We start from the raw sequence: 15,728 nt of genomic DNA, 5'->3' as shown, positions 1-15,728 counted from the left end.
TGCTAAAAGACAGATAAATGTCACCCGTTTTTGTGAGCTGTCCACACTGAAAGCATGAGAGAATAGACTAGGTATCCGCTCGCTTAGACACATCAGAAGGAGTTTTCAGTGGTCGATTACGCACTCGGTGACCGCGGTAGCGTTGACATTGTCACCGATGATTACTACGAAGCAGAAACCCTCCAAATCTTTGAGGAACTGCACATCGACCGTGAACGTATCTGGTACGGTGAAGCGCGCCTCGTTCCCGAACCGGATAACCCCTACGAGCCCAATAGCATTGCCGTCTACATTGACGAATTCAAGGTGGGCCGCATGAGCGTGGAGGACTCCGCCGCGTACTGGGATTCCATTACCCGCGTGGTCGCCTCCGGTTACGAGCCTATTGCGCATCTGCAGCTTTCCGCCGTGGCGGTTCGCACCGAGAGCGGTAACATGCGAGTGAAGAGCACCGGTGTGCTCTCGCTGTCCGCTCCTAGCTCGCTCTTCCCCCTCAACGACGCACCGACTCGCGCGACCCTGCTACCCCAGGGCCCGTCGATGAAGGTGCTTGATGAGAAGGAACACTCCGAATACCTGCACAGCATCCTGCCGCCCAGCGGTGAGGGTCGCGTCATTCTGACCCTGGAAGCTAACCAGCTGAAGACCTCCGACGGCCGTTTCGTTGACAGTGTTGAGGTACGCCACGACCGCAAGCTCGTGGGCCGCCTGAGCACCCAGATGTCTGAGCAGCTCGCCCCCGTGATTCGTTACGCATTCGAGAACGACCGCCTCACCAGCGCGTGGGGTACGATTCGCGGCAACACCCTTGAGCTGTCCCTGACCGTTCAGGCTGCACGCCCCGCCGATATTCCGCAGGAATGGTATGAGACCCTGCCCAACAATGTTCCGGCTCTGCTGCCGGTGGGTGAAGAGTACGATGTGCCCGCCGCATTCGTGCCCACCGAAGGTGAGCGCCACTACCTGGAGTCCTCCGCTCAGCAGGCTCCGAAGAAGCGTCGCGGTTTCATGAGCTCCCTGACCGGTGGTTCTTCGGCACCCGCCGAGCCGACCCGTAGCGAACCCGCCGCGGAGAAGCCTGTCATCGAATACAGCATTGAGGAAGAGGAATACTACGAGCCGAACGAACGTGACCGTCTGCTGAACCTGATCAAGGGTGCAGGCCTCGCCGTTCTGGTCGCCGGCCTAATTTCAATGCTGTGGACCCCGATGCTTGGCATCCTCATCGCAATCCTGGGTGGCGCTATCGCGGCTGTAGCATTCTATTTTGGCCGCCAGCCCTACTACGAAGACTACGACGAATACGATGAGTACGAAGAGGAAGAATCTGCCGAGGAAGCAGAAGAAGCCGATTCGAAAGCCTAACTCCCTCTAAGAGCACGGTACGAATGGGGCGGCTACCCCACCATCACGGTGAGGTAGCCGCCCTTTTGTGCGCCCCAGCAGCTCTCTAAGCGCCAACGAGGTACTTCCAGGTATCTACATTCCGACAGCTTTTCGGGAACAGTTAAAAACCAGCGGGGGCGAAAGCCTCATCAGCTTTCACCCCCGCAAGGAGTCAGATCTTAGTCCTGGCCGTAAGTCGCCATGAACTGATCCATGCTGTCATGCTGCAAAGCATAGGACAGGTTAGCATTCGCAGCCTGGTTCACGATAACAATCGACTGACCGTCGTAGGACCAACCCGGGCCTGCGTTCGGCAGGGTGGTCATACGCATCGTGGTATCACCGCTAGTCAGCACCGGAGCCGCAATCTGGGCAATCTGCGCCGCGTCCAGGCCAGAGTCAACACGCATATAACCAGCAATAGACTCAACAGCAGACTGGAAAGAGCCCACATTCTCCAGTGCACCCTTAGACTTCATCGTGCTGTACAGACCGCGCAGGAACGCACGCTGGTTACGAACACGCTGGTAGTCGCCGTCAGCGAACGGGTAGCGAGCACGAACGAACGCAAGAGCCGCACCACCATCCATATGCTGCATACCCTGCTTGAAAGACCACGCATTGATATCGAAGTCGAAAGGTACCTGGACATCCACGCCATTAACAGAATTCACCAGAGCCTTGAAGCCCTCGAACTCGATCTCTGCCACGTGATCAATCTTGATACCCAGCAGGTTCTCAACGGTCGCCACCTGCAGAGAAATACCGCCATAGTTCAGCGCCGCGTTAATCTTTGCCGAACCGTAACCGGGGATATTCACCCAGGTATCACGCATAATCGAAACCAGGTACACGCCCTTACCATCGGCAGGGATGTGAGCAAGCATGATGCTATCTGCACGGGAGCCGCTCACCTGAGCTGCTTCAGAACCGGAACGGGTATCGCTACCGAGCAGCAGGATGTTCTTACCCGGACCCTTCACGACATTGTAGCTGTAACCGTCATCCAAGATGCCGTCGCCGTCCTTATCGTGATCGCTCGCGTTAGCTGCAAGAGCCGCAGCAGCATCGGAGCCGTTCTTGCCGGTATTCGAGTTGGTGACGGTCGGAGCCTTCAGCTCCGTCACGTTGAGCTTCTTAGCCTCGCCAAGCTGCTCCTTAATTTTGCTGAGGTCTTCATCCACCTTAGTGATGGAGTCAAACTTCTCGGTCTTGCTATCCCAGGTGTGGCCAGCACGCCAGATAAAGAAACCAATACCGAGGGTAATAACCAGCAGAAGAATCAGCAGGATCAGCAGAATACGCTTGACCCATTTCTTCTTCTGCGACGGTTCAGAGTGAGCGTCGCTCATTAAGTTGTCCTTTGTTTGAGGTGGTGATACGCGAGACGCACAGCGCATCCAGCGAAGTCTCTAGAATACAGAGAGCCGGAGAATACCCGCCGATATGGGGCGGTGCTGGAGGGCACAGAAAATGCACAGCTCGCAAAATACTTTCCCATTGTAACGCCGTCAGCGGGTCTACGCACCGGTGAACGAAAGGTTTTACATTACAACTTTCCTCACGTTTGGGCGAACCATTCTGGTACCCGCATAGAACGCGCAATGCCCCGCCTCCCTGAAAACCAAGGAGAACGGGGCATTGATTTCGCTATAGAGCAAAACTGGGAAAGAAGATTTACTTCTTGCCGAAGTTGCCGAAGCGTGCGTTGAAGCGCTCGACGCGACCTGCGGAGTCCATGATGCGCTGCTTACCGGTGTAGAACGGGTGCGACTCGGACGAGATTTCAACCTCGACGATCGGGTACTCGTTGCCGTCTTCCCACTTCTCGGTCTTGTCCGAGGTCATGGTGGAACGGGTCAGGAAGACCTTGCCGGATGCGAGGTCGCGGAACAGAACCAGGTTGTAGTCCGGGTGGATTTCTGCCTTCATTGATTACCTTCTTCTGCTACTGGATTTTGCCAGTAGCCCTTATATAGATGGAGTAGGTTTTTCGATGTGCAGCTATCGAGAAAATCTCAGAGCGCATCACCATTGTGCCCGCATAGGGCGTGCACAACCCATTAAGGGTACCACCTTCATGGATTAAATCCCAGTACGTTCCCTCGCAGGCGCCAACCCACACACCGCAAGGGCACCCCCAGAAGGCACTCACGCGGGTTAAGAATCAGGTGAGAACTCAGGTTATGAACGCGGGCGGGTCTCCCAGAACGCCACGGCACTCGCCGCCGCAACATTCAAAGAATCCACGCCGTGCGACATCGGAATCATCACCGTATCGTTACACGCAGCCAGGGTGCGGGGCGACAGTCCGTGCCCCTCCGTGCCCAGAATCAGCGCAAGCTTCTCATCCCGGCGGGCAGACAGCTCCTCCAGGGTCAGCGAGTCCTCTTCCAGTGCGAGCGCTGCGCTCTTAAAGCCCAGCTCGTGCAGGGTCTGCAGGTCTGCAGGCCACGACTCTAGGCGAGCCCACGGCACCTGAAAAACAGTACCCATCGACACGCGAATCGAGCGGCGGTACAGCGGATCAGCGCACCGCGGAGTCACCAGCACGGCATCCACGTTCAGCGCGGCAGCCGAACGGAAAATAGCTCCCACATTCGTGTGGTCCACAATATCTTCCAAAATCGCCACGCGAGAGGCACCCTGCAGCAACCGTTCCAGAGGCTGCGGCGCCGGACGAGCCATCGCCGCCAACGCACCACGATGCAGATGAAAACCGGTCACCTGCTCCAGCTGCTCCTCACTACCCACATACGCGGGAGTCTCAGGATGGGCGCGCAAAACATCCGCCAAATCATCAGCCCACTTCTCACTCATCAGGAAAGAAACGGGCTGATGACCTGCAGCGAGCGCACGACGAATCACCTTCGAAGACTCCGCAATGTAAATACCCCACTGCGGCTCCATGGCGCTACGGAGCTTCACATCGGTCAGCTGCGTGTAGTAGCGCAAAGCCTGCTCGGGTGCCTGCGCCAGAGCCGTGACCGACTCGATGGCGTAGACACGCTCGGCACGCTCAGCGATCTGTTCGGTGCTCAGCTGCTTCGGGGCACGGCTCATGCGCGCTTAAACGCGGAGTAACGACCCGCTGAGGTGACGGTCAGAGCCAGGTCCATGTCGTAGGTTGCGGCAAGGTTAGCCTCGGTGATGGTGGACAGGATCGGGCCGGCAGCGACCACGCCGCCGTCACGGATCAGCAGGGCGTGGGTGAAGCCCGCCGGGATTTCCTCGAGGTGGTGGGTGATGAGCACGGTAGCCGGTGCGTAGGGGTCAGCGGCAAGTGCGGTCAGACGCTCGACCAGATCCTCACGGCCGGAAATGTCCATACCTGCGCCGGGCTCGTCCAGCAGCAGCATTTCGGGGTCGGTCATGAGGGCGCGGGCAATCAGTGCACGCTTGCGCTCGCCGTCGGAGAGAGAGCCGAAGGTGCGGTCAGCGAGGGTATCGACACCCCATTCAGCCAGCAGCTCGGTGGCACGCTCGTCGTCCATGACGTCGTATTCTTCCTTCCAGCGGCCGGACACAGCGTACGCTGCGGTCACGACAACGTCGGAAACCTTCTCGTTGGCGGGAATCTGGGTAGCCGAAGCACCGGAGGACAGACCAATGCGCGGGCGCAGGTCGAATACGTCAACAGCGCCGAGGGTCTCGTCAAGGATTTCAACCTCGCCGCTGGTCGGGTGCAGGCGGGCTGCCGCAATCGAAAGCAGAGTGGACTTACCGGCGCCGTTGGGGCCCAGAACGACCCAGCGTTCACCTTCGTTCACAGTCCAGGAAACGTCGTTGAGAATCTTGCGGCCGCCGCGAATCACGGAGACATTCTGAAGGTTGAGTACGGTGCTCATGGTTCTTCTTCCAGTGAGTTAGATGGATGGGATGCGCCCCCACCCCGCAACCCGTGCCGGGTTATCGGAGCGGTTGGCGCATAGTGCGCGGGTACCCCACATTGGGTTCCTCGCGCGAAGCCTTAGGGCTATAGGTGCCGCCGCGTCAGGGGCGGCGCGCCTCATCAAATGTACCTTGTCAGAGGGGCGGGCGCATCCGCGACGGCACCTATAGCGGCTGAAGTTATTAGTCGATGAAGCCGCGTGCGCCGCCGACCAGCTCAACGTGGCCGGTCTCAACGTCTGCGGTGACCATCTTCGCGATTTCCTGCGCGAACTCGTTGACGGTGTAGAGCTTGCCGGCGGTCTCACGGCGCTGCTCAATAGCGCCGGGGTGCAGGCGGTTCAGCAGGGTCGCGGTGACGGTGCCTTCAATCATGTCAGCGGACACGACGACCAGGGAGATACCCTTCTCGGAGAGTGCGGGAATCTCAGCGATCAGTGCGTCTTCGCCTGCGCGCTTGGACTCTGCGACGGGCTTGTACTCGTCCATGGTCTCAACCTCGCGGATGAAGTGTGCCTGGTGGCTGGTCACGAACACGATGCGTGCGCCTTCGGGCATCTTCTCTGCAGCCAGGCGTGCCAGGTTCAGCTGTGCGTCACGGTTCAGGCGCATTGCGTAGTCTTCGCCCATGCCGGTTTCCATACCGCCCGAAGCGTTCAGGATCAGGTAGTCCAGGGAACCGAAGGTCTCCACGGCGGTGTTGACGAGGTTCTGCAGGTCCTCATTGTTGGTCACGTCAGCCTGCACTGCGATTGCCTTGCCGCCAGCTTCTTCAATAGCCTTGACGATCTTGTTCGCGCGCGGTGCCTTGGAGCGGTAGTTCACCACAATGTTCGCGCCCTCAGCGGCGAGAATCTGTGCGGTATCTGCGCCAACGCCGCGGGAGGAGCCGGTGATGATAATGGTCTTGCCGGTCAGCTGTGCCATAGTTTTATGTCCTTAAAGTTTAGAAAGGGTGCGCCCACGCTCGGGCGCTTCATGCAGTCCGTACGGGGTGGGATTAGTGACCCATACCCAGGCCGCCATCAACGGGGATGACAGCGCCAGAAATGTAGCTAGCCTCATCAGATGCGAGCCAGCGAATCACGCGAGCAACCTCTTCCGCCTCAGCGAAACGGCCAGCCGGGATGGATGCCAGGTAGTTCTTCTTGGTCTCTTCGGGCAGAACCTCGGTCATTGCGGTGTTGATGAAGCCCGGTGCCACCACGTTAGCGGTGATGTTGCGGCCGCCCAGCTCACGGGTGATGGAGCGTGCCATACCGACCAGTGCAGCCTTAGATGCGGAGTAGTTGACCTGGCCGGGGGAACCGTACAGACCCACCACGGAGGAAACCAGGATGATGCGGCCGCGCTTGAGCTTCAGCATGCCCTTGATGGCGCGCTGAACCACGCGGAAAGAACCGGTGAGGTTGGTGTCGACCACGTCGGTAAAGTCGGATTCCTTCATGCGCATCAGCAGCATGTCGCGGGTGATACCTGCGTTGGCGACCAGCACCTCCACGGGGCCAAATTCTGCTTCAATTTCCTTGAATGCTTCGTTAATGCTGTCGGCATCGCGTACATCTGCCTTGACGGCGAAAAATTCTTCGGGGGCTTCACCGCTACGGTAGGTGATGCAGACGTTGTGTCCTGCTGCCTGGAATTCCTTGGCAATTTCGTAGCCGATGCCTCGGTTGCCGCCGGTGACCAGCACGGTCTTGGGAGTGTTCTCGCTCATGAGCTTCCTTGATGAGTCGACCCCTCACGATCAGAGCCGATGCAGCGGCTACGCGGTTGGGGTGTGGACGGATGGACAGACAAACCCTATTTTACCGCGTTTTAGCGCAAAGGTGCCGCAGGCTACACTCCACTCTTGAACACTGAACACCTGCTCCCCTTCTTTTACATGCCTCATCGGGCGCGTACACTAGCTGAAGCGGAACAGCCCGCACCCCTTTTCTGCCCGGTCGCGCGGGCACGGAATAACACCGCACGTCGAGGCGCAATAGTAAGGATAAGAAGACATGGATCTGCTCGGTTCACTTTCTCAGGATGCACAGCCCGAGTACGCCAAGTGCTCCCGCAAGGGCTGCCAGCAGGCGGCAGAATTTCAGCTGCTCTGGAACAACCCAAAGGTGCACACCCCCGAGCGCCGCAAGATCTGGTTGGCGTGCTCCGAGCACGTGGGCTGGCTGGAGAATTACCTGCGCGAGCGTGAGTTCTGGAAGCAGACTCTGCCCTTTGAGGGGTAGTGCCGCTTGAGGTGGCGCCGCTTGAGTGATAACCCAGCCTATCGAAAGTAATTTCGATATATGCTATATTTGTTCTAATTAGTTCGAGTGAACATCCCGGAACCCAGACAACCACACTCGCAGGGCAATCACACTCGCTGAGCAATCGCATTCAAGGAGGCACCTCCCCATGATGGGCTATTCGCACACCGTCAGCGCCGCAGCTGGCTGGCTAGTGCTCGTCGAGACGGGAGTGGTACAGGTTCCCGATACCCCCACCCTCATCGTGACCACCCTGGCGTGCGCCGGTGCGGGCATGCTACCGGATATTGACCACCACAACGGCAGTATCGCCAACTCCATCCCGCCCATTTCACGCTGGGTAGCGCGCATTGTCGGGGCAGTCAGCGGTGGACACCGCAAGGGAACGCACTCCATTTTGGGTCTGGTAGCTTTCTGGGCAATTGCCTATTTCAGCGCCAACCTGAGCTACAACGGAATCCCCTGGGCTTCACTGCTTCTTGCCGCATTCTCGGGCGGTCTAGCCTTGCGCGTGCTCGGCGCACCGGGTGGATGGATCGGTGCCGTCGCCCTCGGGTACGCCGCCTACACGACTGATTCGCTGGCACTGCTCCCCTGGGCTATTTCGGTCGGCGCCACCATTCACCTCATTGGCGACCTGCTGACAACCCGCGGACTACTGCCCCTCTACCCCATTGTTATCAAACCCCTGGTGGCTTCCCCCCTATGGAAAAAGAGCGGCTACATGGCACTGCCGATCCTGGGTGATGCCGGCAGCGTACGCGAGAAGGCACTCGTCCTAGCACTGACCGGGTACGTCGCCTGGTACGCGGCAGCCATGATGGGCTTTACCGAATACCCTCTGCAAATGTTCGGGCTGGGTATTCACGCCGCATAACGTGCCGCATAACTAAATTCTCACCGAGGACAGCAAAGCGCCCCGTCACTTCCCTACGGAAGCAGCGGGGCGCTTTTCTAATCCTTATCCCGACCTATCGGGGTGAGAGATTAAGCGTCCTGGATGGGCCAGAAGACGTCAACCTCAACGTTCTCTTCACCGGAGGTGGGGTACTTCTCGAACTCAGTGTTGTGCATTGGCAGTTCTCCTTCGTGAGCGGGCGGGAATCTCTTCTCCCCCGCGTTAGCTCACCATCGGTAGTGAGCCCTAATGTTTCGCATTTGCGTCCTCGCAATGGCGGGAACAGTTATAAGTCTACGCCCCACGCATGTTGTGTTTCTACCATTTTTCCCACAATGTATGTAGAGACACATGAAAAATTTAAAAAGCCCACACAGACCCCCTGAAATATCGCCCGAGAGCTTTTCTTTCCCTCAGAAAAACCCACAAGGCAACATTATTTCCCGTCAAATACGCCGCAAGTTTCGTGTGTCAGAACCCACAAGTCACATGCACGGGAACGTAATTACACCACATATGGTCAGAAAACAATACAACCCCACGGGTCAGGTCACATTTTTCCGCACTATTCACGAGAAAAATACCGGCAATATCTCCGCAACATATTTTCAGAACACAAAAAATACGCCCTGGACAATACACCCCAGCCAATACGCCCCAGACAATAAAACAACGCGCAATACACGCAAAGAGGCCCCGGCACCACACGGCACCGGAGCCTCCCCCGTACTTTTATGTCGGCTTTGATGTTCAGCGGATATTGCTTAGGCCAGCGAAATCAGATCCTGGTAATCCTTCGACCATAGGTCCTCCACCGCATCCGGCAGAAGTAGCACACGCTCAGGATCCAGCGCCTCCACGGCACCCTCATCGTGAGAAACCATCACGATAGCACCCTGGTACGCCTTCAACGCGTTCAGAATCTCCTCGCGAGAGGCGGGGTCCAGGTTGTTGGTCGGCTCATCGAGCAGCAGCACGTTCGCGCTCGATGCCACCAGGGTCGCCAGGGACAGACGGGTCTTCTCGCCGCCGGAAAGCACACCGGCAGGCTTATCCACATCATCGCCGGAGAACAGGAACGAACCCAGAATCGTGCGCACACGGGTGTCATCCAGATCCGGCGCAGCAGACTTCATGTTCTCAAAGACAGTGCGGTCACCATCAAGAATTTCGTGTTCCTGCGCAAAATAGCCCAGCTTCGCGCCGTGACCGTACACGACCTTGCCCGTATCAGGCTCGGTGGAACCAGCCAGCATGCGCAGCAGAGTGGTCTTACCGGCACCGTTCAGACCCAGCACCACCACGCGCGAACCGCGGTCAATCGCCAAATCAACGTCCGTGAAAATTTCCAGGGAGCCATAAGACTTCGACAGGCCCTGAGCAGACAGCGGAGTCTTACCGCACGGCGCCGGATCCGGGAAGCGAATCGCCGCAACCTTATCGCTCTGACGCTCATCCTCCAGGCCGCGCAGAAGCTTCTCAGCACGCTTAATCATCTGCTGAGCAGCAACAGCCTTCGTCGCCTTCGCGCGCATCTTATTCGCCTGCTCCATCAGAGCGTTCGCCTTCTTCTGCGCATTCGCACGCTCACGCTTGCGGCGGTGCTCGTCCTGCTCACGCTGGGTCAGGTAGTTCTTCCAGCCCATGTTGTACTGGTCAATCACGCAGCGGTTCGCGTCCAGGTAGAAGACGCGGTTGACGACCAGCTCCATCAGGTCAACATCGTGGCTAATGACCATCAGGCCGCCTGAGAAGTTCTTCAAGAAGTCGCGCAGCCACAGAATCGAATCGGCGTCCAGGTGGTTGGTCGGCTCATCCAGAAGCATGGTGTCCGCATTGGAGAAGAGAATACGCGCCAGCTCCACGCGGCGACGCTGACCACCCGACAGAGTAGACAGCGGCTGGGCGAGCACACGCTCCGGCAGGTCCAGGTTGGAGGTGATGACCGCCGCCTCCGACTCAGCCGCGTAGCCGCCGCCGGCAATGAACTCAGCCTCAAGACGGTCGTAGCGGCGCATACCCTTAGCGCGCACCGCCGGGTCCTCACTCGCCATATCGTCCTGCGCCTGACGCATCTTGCGCGCCACACCGTCCAGGCCACGCGCCGAAAGGATGCGGTCACGCGCCAGCTGGCTCATGTCATCCACCTTCGGGTCCTGCGGAAGGTAGCCGATAGTGCCGCTGCGGGTGACCGTACCGTCAGCGGGCAGGGTCAGACCGGCAAGCACCTTAGTCATAGTGGTCTTACCGGCACCGTTGCGGCCCACCAGACCAATTTTGTCGCCCTTATCGATGCGGAAGGTGACCTCTTCCATGAGCAGGCGCGCGCCTGCACGCAATTCGAGGTTCTGTACAGCAATCATGGGTGCCTTTCCGGATGGCGGTCTGGTGTGTGGGTTGATAGTGCTCGGTGGGCGGGATTCACCGGGTTAGAAGCGGCGAGCGCGCGGAGCACCTCATCAATTTTAGTGCAGGTGTGCCGAGTGCGCATGTGGGGCACCTTTTGTTTTCATGGTGTGCGGTGTACGATACATACCGAACACTATTCGTAGAACATTGTTCAAAAATTGGGTTGTGACAAGCAGTCAACCACCGCTACCCTCAACTCTGTAGAAAAATCTGCAGAGCAATACGTACCAAAGGAGTACCACCCCAATGACCGATTCCGTGCGCGAATCAGCCCAGGCACCCCAGGCAACTCAGGCACCGCGCCGTAACGTGGCGGCAAAGACCTCCCTCGCCACCGACCTCTCCCTCATCGCAGTGTTCGCGGGTTTCATCGCCGCGCTCGCCATCATGCCCGCCGTCAGCTTGGGCGGCGTTGCGGTTCCCTTCACCTTCCAGACCCTCGGCATTTACATCACCGCTCAGGTGCTCGGCGGCAAGCGTGCCACCGCCTCCGTGGCGCTGTACCTGCTGGTTGGTTTCGCTGGCCTGCCCATCTTCGCTAAGGGTGGCGCCGGTTTGGGTACGCTCGCCTCCCCGAGTGCCGGCTACCTGCTCGGCTTCCTGCCCTTCGCCGCTATTGCCGGTACCCTCGCCTACCTGTTCACCCGCAACACCCGTTCGGTTGGTGCGACCTTCCTCATGGCTCTGGTCGCGAACTTCTGCGGTTTTGTGGTTCTGACCGCCTGCGGTATCGCCGGTATGATGGTGAACGCCCACATGACTTTTGACGCCGCGTTCAGCGCGGCAATGGTGTTCGTTCCCTGGGATCTGGTGAAGTCTACGATCGCGGTTCTGGTTGGCTTGTCGGTACGCCGCGCCTTCCCGTCCCTGGCTTCTGCCCAGCGTTAAAGGCACACGATGTGCCGCACGAGAGGATAGCTATGTTTTTTCGCCGCTCCACGCGCCAGCCTGCACCGCAGCAGGTGCAAGGCGAGCAGGCGGTGAGCGCCTCTACCAGCATGCCCGCCCTTGAGCTTGAATCGGTGAGTGTTTTCACCGAGCTGCCCGAAGGCGGGCATCGCCGTATCCTCAAGGATGTGAGCCTGCGGTTCACGGCGAAGCGCACCGCGGTGCTGGGTCTGAACGGTAGCGGCAAGTCCACCCTACTGGGGCTTTTCAATGGGCTCACCCACCCGGATGAAGGTATTGTGCGTGTGAACGGTGTCGACACCCTGGATGCGCCGAGCCGCGGCTCGACGGGCGCTCGCGGTCATTCCCAGGGCGCTTTTGAGGGTGTGGGCATGCTCTTCGCCCAGCCGGAGGCGCAGCTGATTATGCCCACCGTTGCCGAAGATATTGACCTGAGTCTGCGCCGTGCCGCCGCCGTTGAAGGTAGTGCCCTCAGCGGTGAGCAGCGCCGCGAACGGATTCGTGAACTGCTCCGCGAGCGCGGCCTCGAACGCCTGGAGGACCAGAGCGTTTTCACTCTCTCAGGAGGCGAAAAGCAGCTGGTCGCTCTCACCAGCGTGCTGGCGGCGCGCCCGCAGATTCTTCTGCTCGATGAGCCGACCACCCTGCTGGATTTGCGCAATCGCGCGCGGCTACTGAAGCATTTGGAGTCGCTGGATCAGATGCTGGTGCTCAGCACGCATGACCTGGATTTGGCGGCGTCCTGCGATGAAGCCGTGATTATTCATGATGGCCGTTTGCTCGCTCAGGGGGATGCGGTGCAGCTGGTACAGCAGTACCGCACCTGGTGTGCCGAAGGGTTCCCCAACGAAGGCGCTACCGAAGGTCTGGATTCGGCAGGAGGCGCGCATGGGCGCTAACACGCCGCGCGTGAATCCTCGCCCCGCCTCTCAGGGCTCGGATTTCAACCCCGGTACTCTGCTGGTGGGTTTCTACCAGCCGTTGAACACGCCGGTGCATCGGGTGCCGCTATGGCTCAAGGGCACGCTCTTCTTTGGGCTGTTTCTGCTGTTGGCGGTGACCGGTTGGCAGGTGGCGCTGGTGGCTTTGGTGGCGTCCACGTTCTGCGCGTTGTGGGCTGGTGTGCCGGCCTCCCAGCTGTGGCTGGTGGTTCGCACGCTGTCTCTGCTGCTACTGATTATGGTCGGCTATTACGTGTTGACGGGTCAGTACGCCTCCGGCGCGGATGCTATCGCGACCATGCTGACGGCTTTCTACGCGTCCCGTACTCTGCTGGTGAGCACTCCCCTGCCGGTTCTGATTGATGGCTTTGTGAGGCTGTGTTCGCCGTTGCGTTTCGTGGGTCTTTCCCCCGAGCGTCTGGGTCTGCTGATTGCGTTAATGGTCCGGTCGATTCCGGCGCTCATGGACCGTTGGGGTGCGTTGCGCAGGGCGGCGGTGGCGCGTAACCTGCCCAAGCGCATGTATTGGCGGCTGCTGATTCCGTGGGTGGTGCAGGCGGTTGATTACGCGACGGCGACCGCTCGTGCTTTGCGCGCGCGACACGTGGACGAGCTGAAATAACGCAGATACGCGAGAGGGGCGGGGTGAACCGTGTAGGTTCATCACGCCCCTTCGCTTTAACTCGCCTAGCTAGGCTGGTTTAGGGTGTTTCAATGAGGAGCGCCGCCGGGAGCTGCTCCCACCACAGGTACCAGTCGTGCTGACCGTAGAGCGCCTCCACGAGCTTGTCGAAGCCGCGGTAGACACGCACCGGCATCGCCGAGGAAACCATCGTGTGCTCAACCGCTAGGATTTCGGCGTCGCGGCGGGTTGTGACCGGCACCGGCGTGTAGAACTCGATAAAGTCCGAGGCGATAACAGCCGGGTAGGCGTCATCGCGTTCAAACCAGTAGCGGGCAATGGACAGCATCGCCTCGGGGCTGGGGCTGGAATCCCACCCGCCGAAGGGCAGGTAGGCGAACACCCCGGATACATCCCGCAGCGGCATGTCCATAATCAGCAGTTCCGCGGCGCTGTCAATGTCGGTGGTTTTGACCTTCTCATTGATGATGCCGGCGGTCAGTTCGAAGGGGTACTCCGCTTTCAGGGGCGTACCAATATCGTCTTCGCCGAGTTCGCCGTTTTCCATGAGGCGGCGGTAGGTCTGCAGGTAGGCGCTCTCGTTCAGCTGCCGGAACGCCTCGTGCGCGGCGACTTCTACACCGACTTGATCCAGGTAACGATGCTGGTCGGTGATGAGCTCGTGTGCGTACCGCTTGACGGTGTCGGCGGTGATGTCCTGCACTGGGGTTGAGGTACGCAGGGAGACGTTATTCTCAATGGTCCCGAGCAGGGTCGGGTCGAGGGCAACCACGATGGGGGTTGTTCCCCGGTTCTTGCCCTCGTAAAGGTGTTCGAGGTATCGCCGGTTAAGTTCGGCTCGTGGGGCGCCGTGGCGGATTCGCTCGTGTGGGTAGGGATACAAAGCGACGAAGCGCTCGTAGAGCTCTGCCATGGTGTTCTCCGATGTTTGGTTGCCCCCAGTTTATCGCGTATTTTCGCGCAAAAATACGGGTTTTTGGATGTTTTATCAGGGCGTGGAGGGGGAGCATTTTTTTCGTTTGATGAGTGTGTATCGGTGTGTGCTAAACACGCTTAAACTGCCTTTGTGTTGGGCGGTTTGCGCGCCTGTTTTCGCCAGAAAAAGTTAGAAATTTTTTTGCCACCATATGAGATTTTGGGCGGGTTACGCTGGGCGGCGCCAAAGGGTGCGGCGGACACTTTCGCGGAGGTGGTGGGCGCCTCCTGCGGGTCGGTATCCGCTGCCAGAACTCGGGTAGAACAGGCACCAAGTTCATGATTTGCAGACATAAAACGCCCTATTTTCTTCTTCTGCGCGTCATATTTGACGTATTAGGGGCGTCTCGGGCGAGTTCTGCCGCCGCCGCGTAGCTGCTGGAGTAAAGTGTTGGTACCAGCTACCACCCGTGCCGCGTTGGTGCGGAAAACGTCGCTGGGACCATCAACTCGCAGGAGTTCAAACCAACGGAGGTTCTCATGTCGAATAACTACTACAAAGAGATGGTTCGCCTGGCAGACAGCATCGCTGATAAGGCGCATGAGGGGCAGACTGATCGTAACGGCTGGCCCTATATCTCCCACCCTCGCCGTGTGGCTCTTGGGGTACGTAAGCTTGCGGGTGAGTTGGCTGCCGCAACTCACCCTGATATCTCTTTGGAGGAGCTGAAGGCTGAAGCGCAGATTGTGGCGCTGCTGCATGACACGGTGGAGGATACCGGCGTTTCTCTCGCTTTCTTGGCGCGTCACTTCTCGGCGCGTATTGTGGATGCGATTGATGCCTTGACCCGCCGCCCGGGTGAGTCGCGTGAGTCGTATCTGAGCCGGGTGCGTGTGAATGATTTGGCTCGTCTGGTGAAGCTTGCCGATATTGCGGATAATACTGACCCGCAGCGTTTGGCGCTTCTGGAGGAACCGACTCGTACCTGCCTCATGATCAAGTATGAGCACTCGCTGAAGCTGCTGCACCTGAACGACTAGGTAGACGCAAAACCCAGAAGACACAAAAATACCCGCCCGGTGCCGAAGGCTTACACCTTCCGCACCGGGCGGGTACCTTATCTGCGAGTCAGGAGCTTAGATGTTGAAGCCCAGCGCGCGCATCATATCGCGGCCGTCCTCAGTAATACGCTCCGGACCCCACGGCGGCATCCAAACCCAGTTCACACGCCAAGAATCAACCAGGTTATCCAGGTTGCTCTGAACCTGCTCCTCAATAACCTCCTGTAGCGGGCACGCCGCAGTGGTCAGAGTCAGGTCCAGAATGAGGGTTCCATCCTCATCCCAGCGCAGACCGTAGAGCAGACCGAGGTCAACAATATTGACGCCGAGCTCCGGGTCAATGACCTCCTTGAGGGCTTCCTCAATCTCTTCCTGAGGAACACGACCCTGCACAGTCTCAGTCATAGTTCTATCTTTCTGTC

Annotated in this window: 17 protein-coding genes; 7 read left to right on the top strand and 10 right to left on the bottom strand. The window is 58.9% G+C overall.

The genetic code is table 11. From position 1 onward, the window contains the following. Positions 1 to 108 precede the first annotated feature (108 nt). Positions 109 to 1,365, top strand: a complete 1,257-nt coding sequence (locus tag HMPREF2980_RS04020) for an HIRAN domain-containing protein (protein ID WP_070629684.1) — start codon at positions 109 to 111, stop codon at positions 1,363 to 1,365. Positions 1,366 to 1,565: 200 nt separating this feature from the next. Here the strand turns inward: HMPREF2980_RS04020 and HMPREF2980_RS04015 are convergent, their stop codons facing one another. The 6 genes from HMPREF2980_RS04015 to HMPREF2980_RS03990 all read right to left on the bottom strand — a co-directional run bounded on the left by HMPREF2980_RS04015 (position 1,566) and on the right by HMPREF2980_RS03990 (position 6,994). Next, a complete protein-coding gene (locus HMPREF2980_RS04015; protein ID WP_049356971.1) occupies positions 1,566 to 2,738 on the bottom strand; it encodes an LCP family protein in 1,173 nt (390 codons plus the stop codon). 325 nt (positions 2,739 to 3,063) lie between these two features. After that, positions 3,064 to 3,318 (bottom strand): type B 50S ribosomal protein L31, encoded by a 255-nt coding sequence (locus tag HMPREF2980_RS04010; RefSeq protein WP_005506069.1) that lies wholly within the window; start codon positions 3,316 to 3,318, stop codon positions 3,064 to 3,066. Positions 3,319 to 3,570: 252 nt separating this feature from the next. Continuing rightward, a complete protein-coding gene (locus HMPREF2980_RS04005) occupies positions 3,571 to 4,449 on the bottom strand; it encodes a TrmH family RNA methyltransferase (RefSeq protein WP_070690268.1) in 879 nt (292 codons plus the stop codon). Further along, positions 4,446 to 5,234 carry an ABC transporter ATP-binding protein gene (locus HMPREF2980_RS04000; protein ID WP_070690266.1) on the bottom strand — a complete coding sequence of 263 codons (789 nt, stop codon included), beginning with the start codon at positions 5,232 to 5,234 and terminating at the stop codon, positions 4,446 to 4,448. Before HMPREF2980_RS04000 ends, HMPREF2980_RS04005 begins: the two co-directional genes overlap by 4 nt. A gap of 226 nt (positions 5,235 to 5,460) precedes the next feature. Then, the gene (locus HMPREF2980_RS03995) at positions 5,461 to 6,204 is read right to left on the bottom strand and encodes an SDR family oxidoreductase (RefSeq protein ID WP_005506073.1); all 744 of its coding nucleotides are present in this window, start codon (positions 6,202 to 6,204) and stop codon (positions 5,461 to 5,463) included. A 73-nt stretch (positions 6,205 to 6,277) separates the two neighbouring features. Beyond that, positions 6,278 to 6,994: a beta-ketoacyl-ACP reductase gene (locus HMPREF2980_RS03990; RefSeq protein WP_005509097.1), complete on the bottom strand. Its 717-nt coding sequence runs from the start codon at positions 6,992 to 6,994 to the stop codon at positions 6,278 to 6,280. Positions 6,995 to 7,280: 286 nt separating this feature from the next. Between HMPREF2980_RS03990 and HMPREF2980_RS03985 the strand changes: the two genes are divergently transcribed. Both HMPREF2980_RS03985 and HMPREF2980_RS03980 read left to right on the top strand, forming a co-directional pair. After that, positions 7,281 to 7,508 (top strand): hypothetical protein, encoded by a 228-nt coding sequence (locus tag HMPREF2980_RS03985; RefSeq protein ID WP_005506080.1) that lies wholly within the window; start codon positions 7,281 to 7,283, stop codon positions 7,506 to 7,508. A gap of 169 nt (positions 7,509 to 7,677) precedes the next feature. Beyond that, entirely contained in the window at positions 7,678 to 8,406 is a 729-nt protein-coding gene (locus HMPREF2980_RS03980) for a metal-dependent hydrolase (RefSeq protein ID WP_049354628.1), read from the top strand. A 785-nt stretch (positions 8,407 to 9,191) separates the two neighbouring features. Here HMPREF2980_RS03980 and abc-f read toward each other — a convergent pair. Next, a complete protein-coding gene (abc-f, locus tag HMPREF2980_RS03975; RefSeq protein ID WP_070690265.1) occupies positions 9,192 to 10,790 on the bottom strand; it encodes a ribosomal protection-like ABC-F family protein in 1,599 nt (532 codons plus the stop codon). Between the two features lie 292 nt (positions 10,791 to 11,082). On the opposite strand from abc-f, the gene HMPREF2980_RS03970 reads away from it, so the two are divergent. Genes HMPREF2980_RS03970 through HMPREF2980_RS03960 form a run of 3 tightly spaced genes read left to right on the top strand, consistent with a single transcriptional unit; the run spans position 11,083 to position 13,308 of the window. After that, positions 11,083 to 11,724 (top strand): biotin transporter BioY, encoded by a 642-nt coding sequence (locus HMPREF2980_RS03970; RefSeq protein WP_070690263.1) that lies wholly within the window; start codon positions 11,083 to 11,085, stop codon positions 11,722 to 11,724. A 32-nt stretch (positions 11,725 to 11,756) separates the two neighbouring features. Further along, positions 11,757 to 12,644, top strand: coding sequence for an energy-coupling factor ABC transporter ATP-binding protein (locus tag HMPREF2980_RS03965; RefSeq protein WP_070690261.1), 888 nt, complete (start codon positions 11,757 to 11,759; stop codon positions 12,642 to 12,644). Continuing rightward, positions 12,634 to 13,308, top strand: coding sequence for an energy-coupling factor transporter transmembrane component T family protein (locus HMPREF2980_RS03960; RefSeq protein WP_070690259.1), 675 nt, complete (start codon positions 12,634 to 12,636; stop codon positions 13,306 to 13,308). Before HMPREF2980_RS03965 ends, HMPREF2980_RS03960 begins: the two co-directional genes overlap by 11 nt. Positions 13,309 to 13,387: 79 nt before the next feature. On the opposite strand, the gene HMPREF2980_RS03955 is transcribed toward HMPREF2980_RS03960, so the two are convergent. Continuing rightward, positions 13,388 to 14,242, bottom strand: coding sequence for a DUF4253 domain-containing protein (locus tag HMPREF2980_RS03955; protein ID WP_070690257.1), 855 nt, complete (start codon positions 14,240 to 14,242; stop codon positions 13,388 to 13,390). Positions 14,243 to 14,382: 140 nt separating this feature from the next. Then, positions 14,383 to 14,598 carry a hypothetical protein gene (locus HMPREF2980_RS09415; protein WP_141755942.1) on the bottom strand — a complete coding sequence of 72 codons (216 nt, stop codon included), beginning with the start codon at positions 14,596 to 14,598 and terminating at the stop codon, positions 14,383 to 14,385. Positions 14,599 to 14,784: 186 nt separating this feature from the next. Between HMPREF2980_RS09415 and HMPREF2980_RS03950 the strand changes: the two genes are divergently transcribed. Continuing rightward, positions 14,785 to 15,285 carry an HD domain-containing protein gene (locus tag HMPREF2980_RS03950; RefSeq protein ID WP_070690255.1) on the top strand — a complete coding sequence of 167 codons (501 nt, stop codon included), beginning with the start codon at positions 14,785 to 14,787 and terminating at the stop codon, positions 15,283 to 15,285. Between the two features lie 96 nt (positions 15,286 to 15,381). Here HMPREF2980_RS03950 and HMPREF2980_RS03945 read toward each other — a convergent pair whose 3' ends face one another. After that, positions 15,382 to 15,711 carry a metal-sulfur cluster assembly factor gene (locus HMPREF2980_RS03945; RefSeq protein ID WP_005506103.1) on the bottom strand — a complete coding sequence of 110 codons (330 nt, stop codon included), beginning with the start codon at positions 15,709 to 15,711 and terminating at the stop codon, positions 15,382 to 15,384. Positions 15,712 to 15,728 lie beyond the last annotated feature (17 nt).

The organism is Rothia sp. HMSC076D04, assembly GCF_001814645.1.
GTDB classification, from domain to species: Bacteria; Actinomycetota; Actinomycetes; order Actinomycetales; family Micrococcaceae; genus Rothia; species Rothia mucilaginosa.
Note: the sequence above shows the minus strand (reverse complement) of the source record. Positions and strands in the feature narration are given on the sequence as shown.